The organism is Streptomyces sp. NPDC020489, assembly GCF_044386545.1.
Taxonomy (GTDB): domain Bacteria; phylum Actinomycetota; class Actinomycetes; order Streptomycetales; family Streptomycetaceae; genus Streptomyces.
On record NZ_JBIRUZ010000003.1, the window covers coordinates 418866 to 441604 of the forward strand.

Consider the following 22739-nt stretch of genomic DNA (forward strand, 5'->3'; position numbering starts at 1 on the left):
TCGCCGCGGGTGCGCAGAGGGGTGCCGGTCGCGGTGATCTGTTCCCGTTGATCTCTTCCGGGTGCGTCCACGACAATCCCAGACATGACTTCCGCCATCCGTCACACCACCATCGACTGCGCCGACGCCCACGGCCTCGCCACCTTCTGGTCCCAGGTCCTCGGTCTGCCCCTGCACGAGGACGACCGGCCCGGTGACGAGGAGGCGTTGATCGAGGAGGCGAGGCTGCTCTTCGTCACCGTGCCGGAGGCCAAGACCGTCAAGAACCGGGTCCACCTGGACCTCCAGCCGCAGGACCGCACCCGGGACGAGGAGGTGGAGCGCCTGATCGGCCTCGGTGCCGCCCTTCTCGACGACCGGCGCAATCCGGACGGGACCGGCTGGGCGACCATGGCCGACCCGGAGGGCAACGAGTTCTGTGTCGAGCGCAGCGCGCGAGAGCGAGCCAAGTAGCGGGGGCCCCATCGTCAGGACGTGGAGCCGAGCAGCGTTTCGGTGAGCCGGTCGGCGAAGGCGCGCGGGTGCTGGAGGGCGCCCAGATGTCCACCGGGGAACTCGGTGAACGGCACGCCGGTCTTCTCGGCGACGAACTCGGCCGTGCGGTACAGGAGTTGACGGTGCGAGTCCGTTCCGGCCGCCAGGGTCAGGGGCGCGGACGCCAGGGCGGTGAGGTCGGGATCGTAGGAGGTGAAGGGGAGGAGGACGTGGGCCAGGAAGAGGGCCGCCGGGGTGCCCAACTCCTCCTCGCGGGTGAGAGGTTGGCCCGGGGGCAGCGCCGGGACGGGCTGGTCCGTGAGCCCGGCGGTCATACGGACGGCGGCGGCTCTCGGGCCCGCCGCGCGATAGGTGTCGTACACCTCGCGGAACATGGCCCGCCGTCGGGGCCCGTCCGGCAGCAGGCCCACGCACGGCGGCTCGTGCGCCACGACGTGCCGCACCCGCTCCGGGTGCCGGGCCAGCAGGTCGAGGGCGACGACCGCACCGGCGCTCGTGCCGAGAACGAACGCGCTCTCCCCGTCCGGCAGGACCCGGTCGAGCACGCGGCGGGCGTTGTCGCTCCACTCCTCGACGCGCTGGTCGTCGACGGGGGAGCCGAGCCGGCCGTGGGCGAGACCGAGCGGGTCGCAGGTGACGACGGTGAACCGGTCGGCCAGCGCCTGCGCCAGCGGTTCGAGACCCATGGGGTGCCCCGCCCCGCCCGGGTGGACCAGGAGGACGGGACCGCTGCCCTGGACGTCGTAGTAGGGGTCAGTCACGGGTGTCGCCCTCCTCGCGGGGCCAGTTCTGCAACAGGACGTGCAGGGCGTCGATGGCACGGTTCCACGACTTCTGCGTGTCACGCGGGGCGCCGAAGCCGCCGCCGGCCTCCAGGGCGCAGTAGCCGTGGAAGGTGCTGCGCAACAGCCGTACGGCGTCGGTGAGATCGGGTTCCTCCAGGCCGTAGGCGCGGAGCATGCCGTAGGTGATCTCCGCGGTGCGGCGGAGGGCGGGGGAGTCCGCGACGAGGGACTGGTCGACACGGATCTGGGTGGCGGCGTACCGGCCGGGACGTTCGCGTGCGAACTCCCGGTAGGCGCCGGCGAAGGCGGCCAGCGCGTCCTTGCCGGCCCGTCCCGCGACGGCGACCGCGATCCGGTCGATCAGCTCGCCGCCCGCGAGCAGGGCGACACGGGTGCGCAGCTCCTGGAGGTTGCGCACGTGGGAGTACAGGCTGGCGTCCTTGACGCCGAAGTGGCGGGCCAGCGCGGAGAGGGTGACGTTCTCGAAGCCGACCTCGTCGGCGAGGTCGGCGGCGGCCGCGGTGAGGCGGTCGCGGGTGATTCCGGCGCGGGCCATGAGGGTCTCCGGGGGCGACGAAAGAAACCTAGGGTACCTAGGTTGCATGCTAGTACATGAAGGCGGAGCCCAGGCGCAGGCCCGGATATTGGGCTGCGGCTGACGGCACCGCGCCCCTAGGCTGCGGGCCCGAGGGTCTGGCGGCGGATCGGAGTGGGGCGCGGTTATGACGTGTCAGTTGTTCGCGTTGTGTTTCGGTGCGAGCGAGCCCCGGCGGCTCGCGGGGTTCTGGTCCGGAGTCCTCGGGTGGGAGTCGGTCGGTGACGCGCATGGCGGCTTGACGCTGCTGCCCGCCGACGAGCGCGGCTTCCGGCTGCGCTTCCTGCCCACCCGGGACGAGAAGACCGGCCCGAACCGGATGCACTTCGACCTGACGAGCGCCGTTCCGGAGGACCAGCGGCGGACGGTGGACAGGGCGCTCGGGCTCGGCGCCCGGCACATCGACGTCGGCCAGCTCCCGGAGGAGGGCCACGTGGTGCTCGCCGACCCCGAGGGCAACGAGTTCTGCGTCATCGAGGCGGGCAACGCCTTCCTCGCCGACACCGGGTTCATCGGCGCCCTCGCCTGCGACGGCTCGCAGGAGGTCGGGTACTTCTGGAGTGCCGCGCTGGAGTGGCCGCTGGTCTGGGACCAGGACCAGGAGACCGCGATCCAGGCACCGCACGGCGGAACGAAGATCACCTGGGGCGGCCCGCCGGTGGCGCCCAAGACCGGCCCCGGCCGACTGCACTTCGACCTCGCACCACCCGCCGGCGGCCAGCGGGCGGAGGTCGACCGTCTGCTCGCCCTGGGCGCCAAGCGCGTCGATGGCGCCGACGACGCCACGGGCCGGGTCGCGATGCTCGACCCCGACGGCAACGAGTTCTGCGTACTGGCACCCCGGTAGAGCCGGGCGTGGGACAGCGCCGTCCGGAAACCCCGGGAGGTGATAGCCGGAGCGGCGGCGCTACGCCCCTCCCTCGCCCCGCAGTTCGTCGCCCTGCGCACGGCAGCCCGCCGAGAGCGCGGACAGCGCCGCCCACACCGCCCCGGGCTCCTCGGTCTCGAACTCCACCGGTGCCTCACCGCGCCCGGTGACCAGATACGCCGACGGGTAGGACGACATCCCCCAGGACGTGCGCAGATGACCGCGCGACAGGATGCGCTCGCACCCCGCGCAGCGCATCCACGGCACCACCATCCGCCCGTCCTCCTCGACAGGCTCCATGTCGGCGTACACCCGCAGCGGCCCCCGGCGGGCGCGTCCGGCCGGGGGCGCCGGAGGCGGGAGGGCCAGTGCCGGGAGTGCCAGGATGTCGTCCTGGAGCTGGTCCCACACATCCCACTGCACGGCCATCGCGGCGATCTCGGCCCGCGTGAACTCGTCGACGGCCACGCGGCGTTCGTGCAGTTTCTCGACGAGCTGCCAGAGCCCGCCCTCCTGCTCCCCGATGTCCCAGCAGTCCTGGACCAGCTCCGCGTCCTCGGCCGACGGCAGCAGTCCGGCGAGCCGGGTCCAGATCCGGCCCTCGGCGGCGTACGCCGTCACCTGTTCCTGTCGGTCGTTCATCGCGGCCGAGCGTAGCCGCCGGGACCTCGCGGCCCCGGCGGACCTCAGCCGTTCACCCCCGTGTAGTGCCGCAGGCTGTACCGCCACAGCCACCGCGCCCCCAGATACGCCAGCGCCCCGACCAGCGGCGAGGCCGCCGCCAGCCAGTACGAGACCCCGGTGTCATGACCGTGGCCGGTCAGCACGGCGGCCGGGAAGTAGGCGACGAACGCGAGCGGGAGGCCGTACGTCAGGAAGCCGCCCACCACCCTGGGCAGCACGTTGAGCGGGTAGCTGCCGAAGGTGCCGAGCAGCTCCTCCAGCCAGCGCCCCCAGTAGTCGGCGGCCGGGAACCGCAGGGACGCGCAGGCCACGACCGTGAACAGGGCCGCCTCCAGAAGCAGGCCGCCGAGCACGGCCACCACCAGGTACGAGATCCGGCCGGCCGTCCAGTCGAGGTCGCTGCGGCTGAGCGCGCCCGCCATCAGGCCCACCGCGACCGTCAGGTCGCCGATGGCGTTGGTGGGGAAGTACGACAGCTGGAGCTGGCGGTGGACGGGCATCGGACGGACCAGGTAGGTGTCGATGACACCCTCCTGGATGTGCCGGCCCAGACCGTGCACCCGGCCCAGGAACAGCACGAACAGACCGTGCGCCAGCATCCGGGTCGCCGGGATCAGCAGCACGTCCGAGCTGTCCCAGCCGCCCATCCCGGTGAACCGCGTCAGCAGCACCGTCGCGAACACGATCACCGACACCTGCCAGACCGCGCCGATCGCGATCATCATCAGGAACTCGGAGCGGTACTCCAGCTGGGCACGGAAGTTCAGGCGCGTGATGCGCCAGGCGATCCGGACGGCGTTCACGGGCCTCACCCTCCCTGGGAGACGACACGGCGGGCGGCTCGGCGCCACAACAGACGGGTGAACAGGGCGAGTACGACGACCCAGGCCGCCTGGATCGCCAACTGCGGCCCCGCGTCGGTCAGTTCGATACGGCCGATGTAGAGGGACAGCGGCACGCTCAACGTCGCCTGGAAGGGCAGGAAGGCGCTCAGCGTGATGAACCAGTCGGGGAAGAACCACAGCGGCGCGTACACGCCCGCCAGCAGGTTCTGCGCGAAGATCAGGATGAGCATCGCGGCGCCGTTGCGCAGGGTCCAGAAGCACAGCTGGTCGATGACGAGCATGACGTAGTAGAGGACCAGCTGGCCCAAAAGCAGGCTGAGCGCGAACACCCCCGCGACCGCGGCCGACCCGGGCGGCTCGACGACCCCGGCGGCCAGACAGACCGCATAACCGCCGAGCGCCCAGGCCAGGCCGTACAGCTGCTCGCCGAGGGCCCGCAGGGCGTAGTACCGCTGCGGCTTCAGCGGGCGCAGGTACCAGTACACGATCGTGCCGAAGTGCATGGCTGCAAGATCGTGTCCCGGCCCGCGTACTGGTCCAACTCCCGCAGCCGGGAGGCGAGTACGGCGAGCACCGCGTAGGTCACCGCCTGATCGCGGTCGAGTCCGGCGGTCGTGCCGGTGCTCGCGTACAGGCCGTGCCACAGGGAGGCCACCAGGACCACCTGCACGGTCAGCCGCAGCAGCGCGGCCGTCATCCGGGGCGGGGTGAGCAGTTCACCGAGCGGGGTGACGCGGGCGGCGCGCCAGGCGTGCATCGCCGCCATGTCAGACCTCCTCCGCATGGACGTAGGCGGCCCGCATCACGTCCTCGAGGTCCGCATCGTCGAGGGCGATGTCCGTCACCTCGTAGGCCTCGATCACGGCTTTGAGGGCCTGGTGCACGGTCGGGGCGTCGGGGCCGTCCGGCCCGAACACCAGCCGGGAGCCGCTGCGTTGCTGCAGGGCGATCCCCCGCAGCGGGACGAGGTCGGTGTGCGGGTCGGCGAGGGTGGTGCGGATCTGCCAGGTCGAGCCGAACTTGCGGCGGATCTCGTCGAGGGTGCCGTCGAGGACGAGGCGTCCGTGGTTCACCAGGACGACCCGTTCGGCCAGCCGCTCCACCTCGGTCATGTCATGGGTGGTGAGCAGGACGGTCCGGCCACGCTCCTCGACCTGGTGCCGCAGGAACTCCCGCACCTGCTCCTTGACCACCACGTCCATGCCGATGGTCGGCTCGTCGAGGAAGACGACCGGCGGGTCGTGCAGCAGGGCGGCGGCCAGGTCGCTGCGCACCCGCTGGCCGAGCGAGAGATGGCGAACCCGGGTGTCCCAGAAGGACGACAGGTCGAGCAGTCCGTCGAACTCCGCGAGCCGGGCGGCGTGTTCGGCCTTCGGCACCTGGTAGATGTCCCGCAGGATCGCGAACGACTCGCGCACCGGCAGGTCCCACCACAGCTGGGTGCGCTGCCCGAACACGGCGCCGATGTTGCGGGCGTTGCGCTCGCGGTCCTCGTACGGCACCACGCCCGCGACCCTGGCGTGCCCGGCGGTGGGGGTGAGGATCCCGGTGAGCATCTTGATGGTGGTGGACTTGCCGGCACCGTTCGGGCCCAGCAGGGCAAGGAGTTCACCCGGGTCCACGTCGAAGGTGATGTCGGTGACGGCGTGCTTGGCGACCCGCTCCGGGTTGACCAGGGACCGGACCGCCCCGGTGAAGCCGGGTCGGCGGACCGTGGAGTGGAAGGTGCGGGACAGCCCGCGAACCTCGATGCTGGCAACCAAAAGACGTCAACTCCCGTGCCGGACAAACGAATCGCGGCCGGTCGGCATGGCTGCCGACCGACCGCGGACGACGTCTCGACAGTGTCGGAATGTCGATCAATTGGTCAATCGATTAACAGCTTTCTCACCTGGCTGTCTCACCTACCGGGCACGGGACGGAAATCCCCCCGGGGTCCCCCGGTCACCCCTTGATGCCGGTCTGCGCGATGCCCTGCACCAGCCAGCGCTGGAGGAAGAGGAACACCAGTACCAGGGGCAGGATGGAGATCGCCGTGGACATGAAGATCAGGTGGTAGTTGACCGTCTGGTTCGTCATGTACGCGGACAGCGCGACCTGGATGGTCCAGGCACTGGGGTCCTGGCCGATGACCAGGGGCCACAGGAAGGAGTTCCAGCCGCTGATGAACGTGATCGTGGCCATGGCCGCGAAGAAGTTCAGCGAGTTGGGCACGACGACCCGCCAGTACGCCCCCCAGTACGACAGCCCGTCCACCCGCGCCGCCTCCTCCAGCTCCTTGGGGAACCCCAGGAAGTACTGCCGGAACAGGAAGCAGGTGAAACCGCTGAACAGGCCCGGGATGATCAGACCCCGGTAGGTGTCCACCCAGCCCAGCGAGGACACCAGCACGAAGCTCGGCACGAAGGTCACGGCCGTCGGGATCATCAGGGTCACCAGCACGGCGTAGAAGATCTTGTTGGCGTGCCGGTACGGGATGCGGGCGAGGCCGTAGCCGGCCAGCGAGCAGATCAGCAGGATGCCGCTGGTGTGCAGGATGGCGACGACCCAGGAGTTCCACAGGGCCCGGCTGAAGTCGACGGTCTCGTCGTCGAACGGTTCGGTGATGTTGCCCCACTGGATGTCGGTGGGGAACCACTTCCAGTTCTCGCCCGTGATCTCCGGGTCCGTCATCAGGGCGTTGCGGACGATCAGGTAGAAGGGGATCAGGAACAGCAGGGCGGCGACGCCGGTGGCGAGGTAGAGGCCGGTGTTGCCGATGACCCGGCCGCCGCGCTTCGTGCGCGGGGTCTTGTCGATGTCAGGTGCGGTGGTGGTCACTTGGACTCCTCACCCCTTCCGAAGCCCATGATCCGGCCCTGGAACAGGGTGATGACCAGGATGAGCAGGGTCAGGATGACGGCGCCGGCGCTGCCCTGGCCGTAGTCCTGGTTCTCGCCGAGAGCCGTCTTGTACAGCTCGACGAGCGGCGGCTGGCCCCAGGTCGCCTTGCTGAGCAGGTTCCAGAACTCGTCGAAGGCCTGGTAGGCGGCGATCAGCAGGAGCAGGATCACCGCGGTGGAGGTGGCCCGCAGCTGCGGCAGCGTGATGTAGCGGAAGGTCTGCCAGCCCGGCTTGGCGCCGTCGATGGCGGCCGCCTCGTACAGCTCGCCAGGGATGTTCTGGAGGGCCGCCAGGAACAGGATCATGTAGAACCCGGCCTGGAGCCACAGCCGGAGCGTCACGATGACCAGCCAGTACCAGGGGGGTTCGGGGTTGGCGAGCCAGGCGACGTTCTCGAAGCCGAACCAGCCGATGACGGTGTTCGCCATGCCGAAGCGGACGCCGTTGAAGATGGACATCTTCCAGATCAGCGCCGCGGCGACATAGGAGACGGCGGTCGGCAGGAAGAACACCGACCGGAAGAACGTCTTCATGAAGGTCAGCCGGTGCACCAGCAGCGCCAGGCCCAGCGAGAGCGCCCAGGTGGTGGGGACGATGAACGCGGCGAAGACGGTGAACGTGACGAGGGCCCCGGTGAAGTCGGGGTTGTCCAGGATCGCCCGGTAGTTGTCGAAGCCGATGAACTCGCTCGGCGAGACGGTGAACCGGGCCTCGAAGAAGCTGAGGTAGATGCTCCAGCCCATCGGCACGAACACGAAGATGATCAGGCCGATGAGGAAGGGACTGGTGAACAGCCAGAAGTTGAGCGTGGCGCTGGCCCGCAGACTCCGCCGCGGCCGGTCCTTGGGGGACTTGGCCGGGGCGGAGGTCGCGAGGTCGATCTTCGTGGTGGTCGACATGGTGTGGTCCGCCCGCCGGCCTATCCGAACAGCTTCTTGAGCTCGGCGTTGACCTTCTTGTCACAGGCGTCGAGCGCGGCCTCCGGACTGCCGCCCTTGCGCACGGAGTTGGCGATCACGTCGTTCACCGAGGCGATCATCGCCTGCGTCCAGGCGATGTTGTCGAAGTGCCCGTACTCGCCGAAGAGCTTGACGCCCTCCGCCGGCAGACCGGACTTCAGCTTGGTGGCGCTCTCCGCTATGGAGGTGCGCGGCGGGATGTGGAAGCCGTAGGACAGCGCCCAGTCCTCCTGGTACTCCTTCTGGTCGATCCACAGCCACTTGACGTACTCCTTGGCCGCGTCGACGTTCTTGCCCTTGGCGTTGACGAACATCGACCAACCGCCGTTGGTCACCGAGAACTTGCCCGCGTCTCCGACCTTCGGGAAGGGGAAGATGCCGACGTCGTCGCCGAGCGCCTTCTGGATCACCGGCATCGCCCACATGCCGCACCACTGGATCGCGGTCAGCCCCTGGGTGAAGGCGGAGGGGTCCCACCAGTCGGCGGGGGCGTCGAGCAGCAGGTTGCCGCTGGTGAACAGCCGGCGCAGCTGCTTGAGGCCGTCGGCGACCGCGTCCGTGTGGTAGGCGATCTCGTTCTTCTCGTTCAGGGTGTTCGCGCCGGCCGACCAGATCAGCGGGTTCTGGACGGGGGTGATGTCGTTGCCGAGAAAGGCGCCCTTGACCTTGTCGGTGGTGAGCTTGTCGACCGCCTCGAGCAGCTCCTCCAGGGTCTGGGGGACCTCGACCTTGGCCTTCTCGAAGAGCGATGGGCGGTAGTAGAAGAACTGCGGGTCGTCGATCATGCGGACGCCGTAGATCTTGCCGTCGACCGTGTGCGAGGCGATGTCGGCCTGGTTGAAGTCGTCCTTGACGGGGTTGACGATGTCGGAGAGGTCCGCGACCTGTCCGCTCGTCACCAGCTGCAGCTGCGGGTGGAACTCGAAGACGTCGGGCGCGTTCTTGGTCAACAGGGCCGGGAACAGCTTGTTCTCGAAGTTGCTGCCGGTGATCCACTGCGTGGTGACGTTGGCTTCCTTGTAGGCCTTCGCATATCGCTTGATGGCCTGCTCGGTGCCCGCCTCGCCGTACGCGTGGAAGTACTGCACCAGGCTGTCACCGGAGCTGCTGCGACCGGTGTTGCCGCCGCACGCGGCCAGTCCACCGGCGGCGGCCATGCCCATCGCGGCCCGCAGAACGGTCCGGCGGTCCCAGTTGACGTTCCTCATTGCCGACATGCTGACGTCCTTGTCTCGAGTGCGGCTGCGGCTCTGCGCCCATCGCTGGAGCGGCTCAGCGCCAGGTGGCTCACATGGACTTGCGGTGCGGGACGTTAACCTTCGGCTAAGGCTTCGGCAAGGGGTTGGACGAAGCCTGTCCGAAGCGTTGCGGAGCGTTCGGGATGCCGGACATCACAGACCGCGGACCACCGCGGCAGCGGCCCGCAACTCACGTGCGGGGCCTATGAGTTGTCGGTTCTGGGGTCTGTGACTCGGGTGGGGCGACATGCCCTGTTCTCAGCGGAGGCGCCCCTTTTCAGGGCCTTCTCGCCCTGTTCCTCACGGGCGCGCGCAGCAGCGGCACGGCCCGCCTCCGCGGCGCGCCCCGCCACCGGCGGCCCGCCCTCACCCGCGCGGGGCGCCCTGCCACCTAAGACGCGCCCCGCCACCCGCAGCGCGCCCCGCCACCGGCGGCGAGTCCCGGCACCCGTGGCGCGCCCTACCACCCGCGCGGCGCGCCCCACCACCTAAGACGCACCCCGCCACCCGCAGCGCGCCCCGACTTCAGCGGCACGCCCCGCCACCGGCGCCACGCCCCGCGACCGGCGGCGCGACTCGGCGGCACGCCCCACTCCCCGCGGCGCGCCCTACCACCCGCGCAGCGCGCCCCGCCACCGAAGACGCACCCCGCCACCCGCAGCACACCCCGCCCCCGCAGCGCACCCCGACCTCAGCGACGCCCCCGCCCCACGGCCGTGCGCCCAGCCGTCCTCTGTCCGACCGACTGCAACGCCCCTTCCAGCGCGAACGTCGCCGCGCCCAGGCACACCGGGTCCGTCGGGATGGGGGACAGCACGATCTCGGTGGCGGCCGTCGGCCGGGGGAGCGCGTGCCGGGCGACGGCCTCGCGCACCTGGGTGACCAGGGGCTCGCCGAGGGCGGCCGCGACCCAACTGCTGAGCACGACCACCTCGGGGTTGAACATGTTGACCAGGTTGGCGACACCGGCGCCGAGATAGCGCACGGTGGCCCGCACCGCGTCGACCGCCACGGGGTCCCCGCGCCGCAGTCCCTCGGCCAGCGCCGCGATGGTGGCCGTCTGGTCGTCCGGGTGCAGCAGCGGGCTGTCGGGGGCCAACTCCTGGAGATTCAGCATGATCCCGGACGCGCCGACGTACGCCTCCACGCAGCCGTTCCTGCCGCAGCGGCACAGTCGGCCGTCCAGCACGATCGTGGTGTGCCCCCACTCGCCGGCGCTGTTGCTCACGCCGCGGTGCAGCCCGCCGCCGAGGATCAGTCCGGAACCCACACCGGTCCCGAGGTTGACCACCACGGCGTCCCCGCGCCCGCGGGCGGCCCCGAACCACAACTCGGCCACCGCCGAGGCACGCAGCGGGTTGTCCAAGTACAGCGGGTAGGCGATGTGCTCGGTGAGCAGGTCGAGCAACGGCACGTCGTGCCAGTCCCAGTTGGGCGCGTACTCGGAGAACCCGGTGTCCCGGTCCACCTGCCCCGGCACACTCACCCCGACCCCGAGGACCCGCGCGCCCTCGACGCCGGCCTGCGCGACCACCGAGCCGACCGCGGCGGCGACATGGCCGACGACCTGCTCGGGGCGGCTCTCACCGGGACGGACGTCCTCCTCGGCGCGGGCCAGCACGTTCAACCCGAGGTCGAAGAGCTCGACATGCACGTACGTCTCGGCGATGTCGACGCCGATCAACGCGCCCCCCGACGCGTTGACGGCGACGAGTCCGCGAGGGCGGCCTCCCGCCGAGTCCTCGAAGCCGACCTCCGTGATCATCCGCAGGTCGAGCAGTTCGCCGACGAGGGTGGCGACCGTGGCCAGGCTCAGCCCGGTGGCGGCCGCCAGCTCCTGCCGGGAGGTGGGCGAGCGGGCGATGATCTGGCGCAGTACCTCGTAGCGGTTCGCGGTGCGGATGTCACGTGAGGTGCGCTTCATCGGGGCGTGCCCCCCTCCCTTCGGCTCCTGCCGGAACGACGACGGCACCGGCGCGGCGCCAGGCTATGGCCCGCCGGACCTTTCGACAAGGGGTTAGGAAAGGGGCTGTACAAAGTCAGTCGGCGAGCACGTCCCCGACGAAGGCGTTGGCGAATTTTGCCTCAGGGTCCAGACCATTGGCCAGTGCCCGGAAGTCGCCCAGCCTGGGGTAGCGGCCCCGCAGCGTCTCGCCCGCGGTGGTGAAGACCTTCCCCCAGTGCGGCCGCGGGTCGAACGGGTCGAGCGCCGCCTCCAGCCGCCGTACCACCGGCAGCACCGCCGCGGTGTCCGCGATCCAGGTGAAGTGCAGGGCCACCGTGTCCCGTCCGTAGGACGGGCTCAGCCACTGCTCGTCGGCGGCGACCGTGCGCACCTCGCAGGTCTGGAGCACCCCGGCGACGGTCTGGCGGACGCCGTCGACCGCCTGGAGCGCCTCGACGGCGTGCTCGCGCGGCAGCAGGTACTCCGACTGCAACTCCGCGCCACTGCTCGGCGTGAACTCCGCCCGGAAGTGCGGCAGTCGCTCGTGCCAGGGCCCCGGCACCCCGAACTGCTCGGTGCAGTTGACCGCCGGCATCCCCGGCACCGGGTGCAGCTTCTCGGTGGCGGGCGCGGCCCAGGGGAAGTCGGCGAGCGGCTGGTCCACGCGCCGCTTCAGCCACACCTGCCGGAAGCCGGGCTCCCGCCAGTCGGTGAAGAGGCTGACGCTGTACGCCGCCGACATGACCTCGGAGAAGGCCGCGAAGTCCAGCCCGGCCAGCGGCAGTTCGGTGTACACGCGCTGCTCGACCTCGAACGCCGGCTCCAGGTCCAGGGTGAGCGCGGTGACCACGCCGAGGGCGCCCAGCGAGGTCACGGCGCCGCCGAAGCGGCCGTCACCGCGCCCGATCGTCACCGTCGAACCGTCGGCGACCACCAGCTCCACCTCGCGCACGGCCGAGGCCAGCGCCCCGTTGCCGACGCCCGAGCCGTGGGTGCCGGTCGCCACCGAGCCGGCCACCGAGATGTGCGGCAGCGAGGCCATGTTGGGCAGGGCGAGGCCGTGCGCGTCGACGGCGCGGGCCAGTTCGGCGTACCGGACACCGCCGGAGACCCGTACCGTACGGGCCGCGGTGTCCACGTCGAGCACCGGCGGCAGACCGGCGATCGAGACCAGCGTCCCGTCGGCGCCCGGCTCGGCGATCGTGTTGAACGAGTGGCCGCTGCCCAGCACCCGCACCTTCGCGCTGTCGGCCACGAGAGCCCGGAGCGCGTCGAGCGAACCCGGGCGGTGCAGCTCCTTGGCGGCGTAGGTGATGTTGCCCGCCCAGTTGGTGACCGTCTGCGTCATTCCTGTCGTCCCTTCCCTGGCATGTCGTCCGTTGACCCTCTCATCTGCGGACACCTAACGTAGAGAGCGTTTTCTATCCCTTTCCTCGACCGGGGGTCACCACTGTGCACGAGCGTCCCCAGGCGCTGTTCGCCATGACCGCCGCGAACCTGCCGCACGTCTTCCCGTCCGACGTGCTGGCGCGGCTGCGCGAAGCGGTGGACATCGACCCGGAACTGGTCGCCGAGGACTTCGCCGACCCGCGCGTCCGCGAGGTGCTCGCCCGCACGGAGATCCTCGTCACCGGCTGGGGGTGCCCCCGCATCGACACGGCCGTCCTCGACGCGGCGCCGCGACTGCGCGCGGTCCTGCACTCCGCCGGCTCGGTCAAGGGCTTCGCCACGCCCGGGATCTGGCAGCGCGGCATCGCGGTGTCCTCGGCCGCCGACGTCAACGCGCTGCCCGTCGCCGAGTACACCCTCGCCATGATCCTGCTCGCCGGCAAGGACGTGTTCGTCGCCCGTGAGCGGCTGCGCACCTCGCGGACCCACCCCGGCTGGGGAATCGTCCCCGGCATCGGCAACCACGGCCGCCGGGTCGGCGTCATCGGGGCGTCCCGCATCGGCCGCCGGGTCCTGGAACTGCTGCGCCCCTTCGACCTGGTGCCCGTCCTCGCCGACCCGTACGTCGACGAGCGGCGAGCCGCCGAGCTCGGCGTGCCGCTCGTGGCGCTGGACGACCTGCTGCGCGGTTCGGACATCGTCACCCTCCACGCGCCCGAGACCCCCGAGACCCGTCACCTCCTCGGCCGCCGCGAGCTGGCCCTGATGCCCGACGGGGCCGTGCTGGTCAACACCGCGCGCGGCGGTCTGGTGGACCACAACGCCCTCGTCGAGGAACTCCGCACCGGCCGCCTCAGCGCGATCCTCGACGTCACCGACCCCGAACCGCTCCCCGCCGACTCGCCCCTCCACGACCTGCCCAACGCGTTCGTCACCCCGCACCTCGCCGGCTCCCAGGGCAACGAGCTGGCCCGCCTCGGCGCGACGGTGGCCGAGGAGGCGGAACGGCTGGCGGCGGGCGGGGCACCGGCGTACCCGGTGGACCTGGCAGCCCTGGAACACGGAGCCTGAAGCGGATTTCGTAGCCATAGGGGGGTGCGGGCGACGATATACGCAGTGAGGTAGCGACCTCGCCGCGATATCAGTAATCTTCCTCGCCATGAGCCTCGACCCGCTGCTCCCCGAGACCGACCTCACCCGGCACCGTCGCCTGCGCGACCAGGGCAGCCTCGACCGGGCCGAGCTGAACGCCGTCCTGGACGCGGGCTTCGTCTGCCACCTGGGCGTGGTCGTCGAGGGCCGCCCGCTGGTCGTCCCGACCGTCTACGGGCGCGACGAGGAGCGGCTCTACCTGCACGGCTCGGTCGCGAGCCGCAGCCTCGCCGGCGGCACCCCCGTCTGTGTCACGGTCACGCACGTCGACGGGTTGGTCGTCGCCCGGTCCGTCTTCGAGCACGGCGTGAACTATCGCAGCGCGATGATCCACGGCGAGGCCCGCAAGGTGACCGACCCCGACGAGAAGCTGGCGGGCCTGCGCCGGCTCACCGAGCACGCGGCCCCGGGACAGTGGTCGTACGCCCGCGGCCCGAACCGCAAGGAGCTCGCCGCCACCACCCTCCTCGCCCTCTCCCTCCAGGAGGCCTCGGTCAAGATCCGCAGCGGCCCGCCGGACGACGGCGACGGACCCGACGCGGACCTGGGCCTGTGGGCCGGGACCCTGCCGCTGACCTCGGTCTGGGGACCGCCCGCCGCCGACCCCGCACTGCCGGACAACACGCCCGTACCGCGACACATCGCGCGCCGGGAGGGGACCCGGTACGCCTGACCGCCGGCCGGGGGCATACCGTGAGGAGTCGAACGCCTGAGCCGGGAGGAGATTACGGATGGGCAGCCGCACGGCGCTGGTCGAGGATCTGATGGAGCGGTTCCCGCATGTACCACGGGAGGCCGTCTTCAAGGAGGACCTGCTGCGTGGTGGGGTGGCCTTCGACCCGTCCGCCCTCAGCGACAACGAGGGGGGCGAGGTCAAGCCGAAGTCGTACTTCATCTTCTCCTTCGACCACGGCACCCTCCCCGAGCTCGGCGAGGCCGCGCTGCGCCGCCCGCCGGAGGAGATCATCCTCACGGGCGGGCCGTACGACCTGCGCCGCACCGTCGTCTCGGTCCGCGTGAACCCGTCGTCGCCGTACCGGGTCGCCGCCGACGACTCGGGCGTGCTCGGGCTCTACCTGGACGGCAAGCGCATCGCCGACGTCGGGGTGCCCCCGATGCCGGAGTACTACAAGCACAAGCTCTCCAACGGCAAGTCCGTCATGGAGGTCGCGCCCACCATCCAGTGGGGCTACCTGATCTACCTGACCGTCTTCCGGGTCTGCCAGTACTTCGGCGCCAAGGAGGAGTGCCAGTACTGCGACATCAACCACAACTGGCGCCAGCACAAGGCCGCCGGCCGGCCGTACACGGGGGTCAAGGACGCCGACGAGGTCCTGGAGGCGCTCGAGATCATCGACCGCTACGACACCCAGAAGGCCTCCACCGCCTACACGCTCACCGGCGGCGCCATCACCAAGACCGTCTCGGGCCGTGACGAGGCCGACTTCTACGGGCACTACGCCAAGGCCATCGAGGAGCGCTTCCCCGGCCGCTGGATCGGCAAGGTCGTCGCCCAGGCGCTGCCCAAGGACGACGTGCAGCGCTTCAAGGACTACGGCGTGCAGATCTACCACCCCAACTACGAGGTGTGGGACGAGTACCTGTTCAAGATGTACTGCCCCGGCAAGGAGCGTTACGTCGGCCGCGACGAGTGGCACCGGCGGATCCTGGACTCCGCCGAGGTCTTCGGCGCGCGCAACGTCATCCCCAACTTCGTGGCGGGCGTGGAGATGGCCGAGCCGTTCGGGTTCAAGACGGTCGACGAGGCCATCGCCTCCACCACCGAGGGCCTGCGCTTCTTCATGTCGCACGGCATCACGCCCCGCTTCACCACCTGGTGCCCCGAGCCGACGACCCCGCTCGGCAAGGCCAACCCGCAGGGCGCGCCGCTGGAGTACCACATCCGGCTGCTCCAGGCCTACCGGCAGACCATGGAGGACTTCGGCCTCTCCTCGCCCCCCGGCTACGGCGAACCCGGCCCCGGCCGCGCCGTCTTCTCGGTGAGCTCCTTCATGGACAGCCTCCCCGCGCAGGAGCCGGCCGAGACGCGCTAGTGCCGCGGCACTAGCCGAAGAACGAGCCGAACACGAAGAGCCCGGATCGAGACGTCCGGGCTCTTTTCGCGTATGTCTCCCTGGGCGACACTCGTGCCGTCGCGCGCCACACCCGCCTCAAGGGCAACGGGATGCGGGTGGGTCCGAACTGCCGGTAACCGGATATGAATAGTGAGCTTGTCAGTTGTGCGGGACCCGTGAAAAGCTCGTGCACTGTCGCGAGGCTCCCCACAACTCCGTTGCCCATAAGGTGAGTTGACCTCGCTCTCGATGCAGGAGTCCGATGCCCGACCTGCCGACCCCCCAGGACGCCACCGAGGCCGTGCTGTTCACCGAGTGCTGGGACGCCGTCCTCTCCTACGCCGACCTGTGCACGGCCGGCTCCACCGCGGCCACCCAACTGGCCACGGAGGCGTTCGCCCTCGGTATGCGCGAGGCCCGCACCGACAGCGCGGGCGCCGCCAGAAACGTGGGCCGTCGAGCGCCCCGGCTGCCCGTGATCCCCTTGCTGCTGACGGCGGTTCGCACCACGGCGGCCGCCTGGGAGGCCGGCGGACAGGGGCACCGGCTCGACCCCGACCTGCGCCTGTGGCTCAACTCCGAGAAGGCCGCACGCTACACCGGCCCGCCCCTGCAACGCCCACTCGCCCTGCGCGGGCTGCGCGACATGCAGGAACCCGACGCGGACCTGCTGTGGCTGGCCGAGGTGGAGGCGCTGCCGCTGTCCGTGGTGGCACGCCGCCTGGGTCTGGACCCGGCCCACGTGTCCGAGGAACTGACGCAGGTACGCGGCCTGTTCCGGGACCGCAGCCACCGCAACCACCTCGACACCCCCATGGCCCCGCAGTGCCGCAGCTACGCCCGTCTGCTGGACGCGGTCACCCGGTCCGCCGCCTCCGACACCCCGGGCGACCTCTCCCGCCACCTCGCCACCTGTGTGCAGTGCGCCGAGGCCGCCGCCTGTCTGCGGCTGCACGGCGGGGGACTGCCCGGGGCGCTCGCCGGCGGGGTGATCGGCTGGGGCGGGCTCGCCTACCTGGAGCGCAGGCGCCGGGCCGCGGAGGTACGGCTGGGCGCCGGACGCCCGGAACCGGCCGACGCCGGCCCGCCGAACCCGGGCGCGCACAAGGCGCGGGTCGTGCGGGGCGGGCTGCTCGTCACCGCCGTACTGGTGTCGCTGCTGGCCCTCGCCGTCTCGATGATGCCGAGGGACGGCTCCATGGACGACGGTGCCTCCTCGCCCACCGACCGCCAGCCGGTGGCGGACCCCGGCGCCGCGGCCCCGTCACCGTCCACGACCCCCCGCCCGTCGGCGTCCCCCTCCCCGTCCGCGAGCCGTTCCACCCCGGGGAGCAAGAAGGCCGGACCCGGACCCCAGGGCACCACGTCCTCCGCCGCCCGCGACGACGACAGCGCCGCGCCAACGGCCACCAGGACGAGCGAACCCGCCACCTGCGAGGTCCGCTACGACCTGGTCAACCAGTGGCCCGACGGCTTCCAGGCCACGGTCACCGTCACCACCGAGGAGGCCCTCGACGACTGGCGCGTCACCTGGTCCTTCAAGGACGGCCAGAAGGTCAACCAGATGTGGGACGGCGACTTCACCCAGAACGGCTCCCGGGTCACCGCCACCGCCGCCGACTACAACAGGACCGTGGCCGCGGGCGGCGACCTCGCCTTCGGCTTCCTCGCCTCCTGGCGCGGCACGAACTCCCCGGGCCACGACTTCTCGCTGAACGGGCACCGCTGCACGAAGGCCTGAACGCGACCCGCCCCCGTCAGGAGCATGAGCTTCTGACGGGGGCGGAGGGTGTGGGTGCCGGCGGGCTAGGAGTCGGCGCCCCGGCGGCCGCCGCGAGACTCCGAGCCCCGGCCGCGGGTGCCGGCCGTACCGCGCGCGGCCGAGCCGTTCGCCGCGCGCCGTCCGGCCCCGGCTCCGTTCGCAGCGGTCGCGGTGGTCCGACGGCCGGTCCTGCCGCCACCCGTGCCGGCGGACGCCTCCTTGCCCCCCTGCGCCCCCGCGCGGGAGGCGGCAGCGCGCCCACCCGTCGCGGTGCCGGTGGTCGGCGCCTTGGCCGTGCCCCGGCCGCCCGCGCTCCGACCCCGCCCCGCGGCGGACGGTGCCGCAGCTGCCGGTCCGCCGTCACCGCGGCGCCTGCGGCCGGACCGCCCGGCGGGCTTGCTGCCGGGCTTGCGCTCCCCGCGCGACGCCGCGGGCGCGGTCGGCGCGGGCACCTCGATGGTGACGGGCACGCCGGAGGGCTCCCGGGCGCCGGTGAGGGTGGCCAGTTCCGCGTCGCTCGACGTGATGCGGGCGGTCCGGGGACGGATGCCCGCGTCCGACATCAGCTGGGTGACGTCCCGCTTCTGGTCGGGCAGGACCAGCGTGACCACGCTGCCGGAGCCACCCGCGCGGGCGGTGCGCCCGCCCCGGTGGAGGTAGTCCTTGTGGTCGCCGGGGGGATCGACGTTCACGACGAGGTCCAGGTCGTCGACGTGGATGCCCCGGGCCGCGACGTTCGTCGCCACGAGCGCGGTGACCTGGCCGTTCTTGAACTGCTCCAGGGTGCGGTTGCGCTGCGGCTGGGATCGGCCGCCGTGCAGGGCCGCCGCGCGCACACCGGCCGTCAGCAGCCGCTTGGTGAGCCGGTCGGCGGACCTCTTGGTGTCGAGGAAGAGGATGACCCGGCCGTCACGGGCCGCGATGCGCGTGGTGACGGCCTTCTTGTCGGTCTCGTCCGCCACGTGCAGCACGTGGTGCTCCATGGTGGTGACCGCGCCCGCGGACGGGTCCACGGAGTGCACCACCGGGTCGGTCAGGTACCGCTGCACCAGCCGGTCGATGTTGCGGTCCAGGGTGGCCGAGAAGAGCATGCGCTGGCCGCCGGGGCGTACCTGCTCGATCAGCTTGGTGATCTGCGGCAGGAACCCCATGTCGGTCATCTGGTCGGCCTCGTCCAGCACCGTGACGCGGACGTCGCCGAGCGCACAGTGCCCCTGGGCCACGAGGTCGTTGAGGCGGCCCGGCGTCGCCACGAGCACCTCGGCCCCGCGCCGCAGCGTCGCGGCCTGCTTGGTGATCGACAGTCCGCCGACCACGGTGGCGAGCCGAAGGTTCACGGCCGTCGCGTACGGGGTCAGCGCGTCCGTCACCTGCTGGGCGAGTTCCCGGGTCGGCACCAGCACCAGCGCCAGCGGCGCCCTCGGCTCCGCGCGCAGCCCGGCGGTACGCGCCAGGAGCGCGAGCCCGAACGCGAGGGTCTTCCCGGAACCGGTGCGCCCCCGGCCCAGCACGTCCCGGCCGGCCAGCGAGTTGGGCAGCGTGGCGGCCTGGATGGGGAAGGGGGTGTCGACGCCCTGGGCGGCGAGCGTCTTGAGCAGTCCCGCGGGCATGTCCAGGCCGGCGAAGTCCTCGACGGGGGGCAGCGCGGGTGTCGTGTTCTCCGGCAGCCGGAACTCGGCGGGGGACGACGTGGAGGGTCGGGGCGACGAGGCACGCCGGTTCGACTTCTGGGGCCTGCGGGACATGCGGTTTCTGCCTTCCTGGTAACAGCACAAACCGGGGTCCGCACCGCTACGGTGCGGACCCCGGTGAGTGGAAACGCGCCCGGGGATCAGGCGGGGACGATGTTCTCCGCCTGCGGGCCCTTCTGGCCCTGCGTGACGTCGAAGGAGACCCGCTGGCCCTCCTGGAGCTCACGGAAGCCCTGGGCGGCGATGTTCGAGTAGTGGGCGAAGACGTCGGGGCCGCCGCCGTCCTGCTCGATGAAACCGAAGCCCTTTTCGGCGTTGAACCACTTCACGGTTCCCTGTGCCATGACATTTCTCCTTCTGTAGGCAGAGGCCCCATCCGGAGATGCCGGAAAACAAACAATGCGCCTGCAGGAGAAACATTCCCGTCAGGCGCACATAGGTTCATGGGTACCACAACTGCAACTCCCCCATCGTAGCACAGATGGCTCAGTCGAAAATTCGGTGGCATCGCGATCCGGGTGCCTCTAGGCTCGGGTCCGCTTCACGCAGTGGCTGCTCGGCCGCTGCCGTCCGCCGAGTGCGAAACCGGGAGGTGTGACCGATGGCTGTCTCTGAGATGGGCGCTGCCCGCCACCAGAAGTTCATCCATTCCACCTCCGCGGTCACCGGCTGATCCTTCCCACTTCCCCGCGCGCTCACGAGCGCGCGCGGCCGGGGCCGCCCTGTGAAGGGTTTCCCTTGAGTCTCACCTCTCCCTCGGCTTCCTCTGCTCCGTCGCACCCGCTGGCCCCGTACGGCTGGAACGACGCGTGGGCGGCCGAGTTCGCTCCCTACGACACCGAAGGACTGCTGGTCGGGCGGGTCGTCCGCGTCGACCGCGGACAGTGCGACGTCGTCACCGCCGACGGGACGCTGCGCGCGGACACCGCCTTCGTCACCCCGCACGACCCGCTGCGGGTGGTGTGCACCGGTGACTGGGTCGCCGTCGAGCCCGCCGGCCATCCCCGTTACGTGCGCGCGTATCTGCCCCGCCGCACCGCCTTCGTCCGCTCCACCTCCTCCAAGCGGTCCGAGGGGCAGATCCTCGCCGCCAACGTCGACCACGCGGTCATCGCCGTGTCGCTGGCCGTCGAACTCGACCTCGGCCGCGTCGAGCGGTTCCTCGCCCTCGCCTGGGAGAGCGGCGCGCAGCCCGTGGTCGTGCTCACCAAGGCCGACCTCGTGCCGGACGCCGTGACGCTCGCGCATCTCGTCCAGGACGTGGAGACCGCGGCGCCGGGTGTACCGGTGCTGACGGTCAGCGCGCGGGACGGCGACGGCCTCGACGTGCTCGCCGCGGTCGTCTCCGGTGGTACGTCGGTGCTGCTCGGGCAGTCCGGCGCCGGGAAGTCGACCCTCGCCAACGCCCTGGTCGGCGAGGAGATCATGGGCGTCCAGGCCGCCCGGGACGTCGACGGCAAGGGACGGCACACCACCACCACCCGCAACCTCCTCGCCCTGCCCGGCGGAGGCGTGCTGATCGACACCCCGGGCCTGCGAGGGGTGGGCCTCTTCGACGCCGGGAGCGGGGTCGGACAGGTGTTCTCCGAGATCGAGGAGCTGGCCGCGCGGTGCCGCTTCCACGACTGCGCCCACGAGGCGGAGCCGGGATGCGCGGTGCTCGCCGCGATCGACTCCGGTGAGCTGCCGCAACGACGGCTGGAGAGCTACCGCAAGCTGATCCGGGAGAACCAGCGGATCGTGGCCAAGACCGACGCGCGGGTCCGTGCGGAGCTGCGCAAGGACTGGAAGCGCCGGGGGGCCGAGGGGAAGGCCGCGATGGAGGTGAAGCGGGGGCGGGTGCGGTAGGGCGCCCATGGGGGTGCCTCCCTGCGCCGTCCGGCGGGTGCGGGTGGGCTGTGGCTGGTCGCGCAGTTCCCCGCGCCCCTGGCGGGGTGCGGGGAGCGCCGTGTCCGAATCCCGCCAGTCACGATCCCGTCCAGGTCGCACACTGGACGGTGTGATGGACGAGGACAGCAGGTACGAGGCGGTGCGCAGCCGGGACGGGCGGTTCGACGGGGAGTTCTTCTTCGCCGTCGAGACCACCGGGATCTACTGTCGTCCCAGCTGCCCGGCCGTCACTCCCAAGCGGCGCAACGTGCGGTTCTTCGCCACGGCCGCCGCCGCGCAGGGCTCGGGGTTCCGGGCCTGCCGGCGGTGCCGGCCGGACGCCGTGCCGGGATCGGCGGAGTGGAACGTACGGGCCGACGTGGTGGGGCGGGCGATGCGGCTGATCGGGGACGGCATCGTCGACCGGGAGGGCGTCGCGGGCCTCGCCGCCCGGCTGGGCTACAGCGCCCGGCAGGTCCAGCGCCAGCTCACCGCGGAGCTCGGCGCCGGACCGGTCGCCCTTGCCCGCGCCCAGCGTTCGCACACCGCGCGCGTCCTGCTCCAGACCACCGAGCTGCCGGTCACTCACATCGCCTTCGCCTCCGGGTTCGCCAGCGTGCGGCAGTTCAACGACACGATCCGCACGGTGTACGCGTCGACCCCGAGCGAGCTGCGCGCCGCCGCCCCCGCGTCCCGCCGCACCGCCACCCCGGCGGCCGGTGTCCCGCTGCGGCTCGCCTACCGGGGCGCCTACCAGTCCGGCGCCGTCTTCGACGTGCTCGCCGCCGAGGCCGTCCCCGGCGTGGAGGAGGTCAGCGGGCCGCGCGGCCGGCGCACCTACCGGCGCACCCTGCGGCTGCCGTACGGCACCGGGATCGCCGCCGTCGACGAGCGGCCCCGCGGGTGGCTGGACGCCCGGCTCCACCTCACCGACCTGCGCGACCTGACCACCGCGGTGCAGCGGCTGCGGCGCCTGTTCGACCTGGACGCCGATCCGTACGCGGTCGACGAACGCCTCGGCTCCGACCCGCGGCTCGCCCCGCTGGTCGCGGCCCGCCCGGGACTGCGCTCGCCCGGAGCGGCGGACCCGGAGGAGCTGGCGGTGCGGGCACTGGTCGGACCGGCGGCGGCCGAACACCTCGTACGCCGGTACGGCAAGGCCCTCGACGCGCCCTGCGGCGGCCTCACCCACCTGTTCCCCGAACCGGCGGTCCTGGCGGAGGCCGAGCCCGCCGGCCCTCTTGGCGCCCTCACCGCCGCCCTCGCCGACGGCGTCCTGCGCCTGGACCCCGGCGCCGACCGCGACGACGCCCACGCGGCGCTGCTCGCCCTGCCCGGCCTGGACGCCGGTACGGCCGCCGTCATCCGCACCCGCGCCCTGGGCGACCCCGACGTGGCCCCGCCGGGCCTGGACGTCCCCGACAGCTGGCGCCCCTGGCGCTCGTACGCCGTACAACACCTGCGCTCCGCAGGAGAGTTGGAGCCCCGATGACCAGCCCGACGA

At 71.6% G+C, this 22739-nt stretch carries 20 protein-coding genes and 1 pseudogene; 8 read left to right on the plus strand and 13 right to left on the minus strand.

The features are described from left to right. The first annotated feature begins 84 nt into the window (after positions 1–84). Positions 85–453, plus strand: a complete 369-nt coding sequence (locus ACH41F_RS08920; protein ID WP_391233947.1) for a VOC family protein — start codon at positions 85–87, stop codon at positions 451–453. Positions 454–467: 14 nt separating this feature from the next. Here the strand turns inward: ACH41F_RS08920 and ACH41F_RS08925 are convergent, their stop codons facing one another. Together ACH41F_RS08925 and ACH41F_RS08930 are read right to left on the minus strand one after the other, a co-directional pair. Beyond that, complete coding sequence (locus ACH41F_RS08925; protein ID WP_398833997.1) at positions 468–1256, minus strand: alpha/beta fold hydrolase; 789 nt, start codon at positions 1254–1256, stop codon at positions 468–470. Beyond that, positions 1249–1836 carry a WHG domain-containing protein gene (locus ACH41F_RS08930; protein WP_391233949.1) on the minus strand — a complete coding sequence of 196 codons (588 nt, stop codon included), beginning with the start codon at positions 1834–1836 and terminating at the stop codon, positions 1249–1251. Before ACH41F_RS08930 ends, ACH41F_RS08925 begins: the two co-directional genes overlap by 8 nt. A gap of 166 nt (positions 1837–2002) precedes the next feature. Here ACH41F_RS08930 and ACH41F_RS08935 point away from each other — a divergent pair, with 166 nt between their 5' ends. After that, positions 2003–2722, plus strand: a complete 720-nt coding sequence (locus ACH41F_RS08935; RefSeq protein ID WP_398834000.1) for a VOC family protein — start codon at positions 2003–2005, stop codon at positions 2720–2722. A gap of 60 nt (positions 2723–2782) precedes the next feature. Here the strand turns inward: ACH41F_RS08935 and ACH41F_RS08940 are convergent, their stop codons facing one another. The 9 genes and pseudogenes from ACH41F_RS08940 to ACH41F_RS08980 all read right to left on the minus strand — a co-directional run bounded on the left by ACH41F_RS08940 (position 2783) and on the right by ACH41F_RS08980 (position 12645). After that, positions 2783–3385 carry a hypothetical protein gene (locus ACH41F_RS08940; protein ID WP_398834002.1) on the minus strand — a complete coding sequence of 201 codons (603 nt, stop codon included), beginning with the start codon at positions 3383–3385 and terminating at the stop codon, positions 2783–2785. A 44-nt stretch (positions 3386–3429) separates the two neighbouring features. Beyond that, complete coding sequence (locus ACH41F_RS08945) at positions 3430–4230, minus strand: ABC transporter permease (RefSeq protein WP_398834004.1); 801 nt, start codon at positions 4228–4230, stop codon at positions 3430–3432. 5 nt (positions 4231–4235) lie between these two features. Next, positions 4236–5038: pseudogene (locus ACH41F_RS08950) on the minus strand (ABC-2 family transporter protein). A 1-nt stretch (position 5039) separates the two neighbouring features. Continuing rightward, the gene (locus ACH41F_RS08955; RefSeq protein WP_398834006.1) at positions 5040–6035 is read right to left on the minus strand and encodes an ATP-binding cassette domain-containing protein; all 996 of its coding nucleotides are present in this window, start codon (positions 6033–6035) and stop codon (positions 5040–5042) included. A 181-nt stretch (positions 6036–6216) separates the two neighbouring features. Further along, complete coding sequence (locus tag ACH41F_RS08960) at positions 6217–7092, minus strand: ABC transporter permease subunit (protein ID WP_391233955.1); 876 nt, start codon at positions 7090–7092, stop codon at positions 6217–6219. Beyond that, positions 7089–8054 (minus strand): ABC transporter permease subunit, encoded by a 966-nt coding sequence (locus ACH41F_RS08965; RefSeq protein ID WP_391233956.1) that lies wholly within the window; start codon positions 8052–8054, stop codon positions 7089–7091. Before ACH41F_RS08965 ends, ACH41F_RS08960 begins: the two co-directional genes overlap by 4 nt. Positions 8055–8074: 20 nt before the next feature. Continuing rightward, entirely contained in the window at positions 8075–9331 is a 1257-nt protein-coding gene (locus ACH41F_RS08970) for an extracellular solute-binding protein (RefSeq protein WP_391233957.1), read from the minus strand. 712 nt (positions 9332–10043) lie between these two features. Beyond that, the gene (locus ACH41F_RS08975; RefSeq protein ID WP_391233958.1) at positions 10044–11276 is read right to left on the minus strand and encodes an ROK family protein; all 1233 of its coding nucleotides are present in this window, start codon (positions 11274–11276) and stop codon (positions 10044–10046) included. Between the two features lie 115 nt (positions 11277–11391). Then, entirely contained in the window at positions 11392–12645 is a 1254-nt protein-coding gene (locus ACH41F_RS08980) for an FAD-binding protein (RefSeq protein WP_398834009.1), read from the minus strand. 104 nt (positions 12646–12749) lie between these two features. Between ACH41F_RS08980 and ACH41F_RS08985 the strand changes: the two genes are divergently transcribed. The 4 genes from ACH41F_RS08985 (at position 12750) to ACH41F_RS09000 (ending at position 17654) form a co-directional block, all read left to right on the plus strand. Then, positions 12750–13757 (plus strand): hydroxyacid dehydrogenase, encoded by a 1008-nt coding sequence (locus ACH41F_RS08985; protein WP_398834011.1) that lies wholly within the window; start codon positions 12750–12752, stop codon positions 13755–13757. An 88-nt stretch (positions 13758–13845) separates the two neighbouring features. Next, a complete protein-coding gene (locus ACH41F_RS08990; protein WP_398834013.1) occupies positions 13846–14511 on the plus strand; it encodes a pyridoxamine 5'-phosphate oxidase family protein in 666 nt (221 codons plus the stop codon). A 58-nt stretch (positions 14512–14569) separates the two neighbouring features. After that, positions 14570–15892, plus strand: coding sequence for a radical SAM protein (locus ACH41F_RS08995; protein ID WP_391233962.1), 1323 nt, complete (start codon positions 14570–14572; stop codon positions 15890–15892). Between the two features lie 283 nt (positions 15893–16175). Then, positions 16176–17654, plus strand: coding sequence for a cellulose binding domain-containing protein (locus tag ACH41F_RS09000; protein ID WP_398834015.1), 1479 nt, complete (start codon positions 16176–16178; stop codon positions 17652–17654). 65 nt (positions 17655–17719) lie between these two features. On the opposite strand, the gene ACH41F_RS09005 is transcribed toward ACH41F_RS09000, so the two are convergent. Beyond that, the gene (locus ACH41F_RS09005; protein WP_391233964.1) at positions 17720–19420 is read right to left on the minus strand and encodes a DEAD/DEAH box helicase; all 1701 of its coding nucleotides are present in this window, start codon (positions 19418–19420) and stop codon (positions 17720–17722) included. Positions 19421–19506: 86 nt separating this feature from the next. Then, a complete protein-coding gene (locus ACH41F_RS09010) occupies positions 19507–19710 on the minus strand; it encodes a cold-shock protein (protein WP_360475640.1) in 204 nt (67 codons plus the stop codon). 394 nt (positions 19711–20104) lie between these two features. Between ACH41F_RS09010 and rsgA the strand changes: the two genes are divergently transcribed. Together rsgA and ACH41F_RS09020 are read left to right on the plus strand one after the other, a co-directional pair. Further along, positions 20105–21214, plus strand: coding sequence for a ribosome small subunit-dependent GTPase A (rsgA, locus tag ACH41F_RS09015; protein ID WP_398834017.1), 1110 nt, complete (start codon positions 20105–20107; stop codon positions 21212–21214). Positions 21215–21368: 154 nt separating this feature from the next. Beyond that, positions 21369–22727 carry an AlkA N-terminal domain-containing protein gene (locus ACH41F_RS09020; RefSeq protein WP_391234007.1) on the plus strand — a complete coding sequence of 453 codons (1359 nt, stop codon included), beginning with the start codon at positions 21369–21371 and terminating at the stop codon, positions 22725–22727. Positions 22728–22739: the final 12 nt, after the last annotated feature.

Coding starts and splice junctions, on each gene's coding strand:
- ACH41F_RS08920 (WP_391233947.1), top strand. CDS start 85: ATGACTTCCGCCATCCGTCACACCACCATCGACTGCGCCGACGCCCAC.
- ACH41F_RS08930 (WP_391233949.1), bottom strand. CDS start 1,836: ATGGCCCGCGCCGGAATCACCCGCGACCGCCTCACCGCGGCCGCCGCC.
- ACH41F_RS08935 (WP_398834000.1), top strand. CDS start 2,003: ATGACGTGTCAGTTGTTCGCGTTGTGTTTCGGTGCGAGCGAGCCCCGG.
- ACH41F_RS08940 (WP_398834002.1), bottom strand. CDS start 3,385: ATGAACGACCGACAGGAACAGGTGACGGCGTACGCCGCCGAGGGCCGG.
- ACH41F_RS08965 (WP_391233956.1), bottom strand. CDS start 8,054: ATGTCGACCACCACGAAGATCGACCTCGCGACCTCCGCCCCGGCCAAG.
- ACH41F_RS08970 (WP_391233957.1), bottom strand. CDS start 9,331: ATGTCGGCAATGAGGAACGTCAACTGGGACCGCCGGACCGTTCTGCGG.
- ACH41F_RS08975 (WP_391233958.1), bottom strand. CDS start 11,276: ATGAAGCGCACCTCACGTGACATCCGCACCGCGAACCGCTACGAGGTA.
- ACH41F_RS08980 (WP_398834009.1), bottom strand. CDS start 12,645: ATGACGCAGACGGTCACCAACTGGGCGGGCAACATCACCTACGCCGCC.
- ACH41F_RS08990 (WP_398834013.1), top strand. CDS start 13,846: ATGAGCCTCGACCCGCTGCTCCCCGAGACCGACCTCACCCGGCACCGT.
- ACH41F_RS08995 (WP_391233962.1), top strand. CDS start 14,570: ATGGGCAGCCGCACGGCGCTGGTCGAGGATCTGATGGAGCGGTTCCCG.
- ACH41F_RS09000 (WP_398834015.1), top strand. CDS start 16,176: ATGCCCGACCTGCCGACCCCCCAGGACGCCACCGAGGCCGTGCTGTTC.
- ACH41F_RS09005 (WP_391233964.1), bottom strand. CDS start 19,420: ATGTCCCGCAGGCCCCAGAAGTCGAACCGGCGTGCCTCGTCGCCCCGA.
- ACH41F_RS09010 (WP_360475640.1), bottom strand. CDS start 19,710: ATGGCACAGGGAACCGTGAAGTGGTTCAACGCCGAAAAGGGCTTCGGT.
- ACH41F_RS09020 (WP_391234007.1), top strand. CDS start 21,369: ATGGACGAGGACAGCAGGTACGAGGCGGTGCGCAGCCGGGACGGGCGG.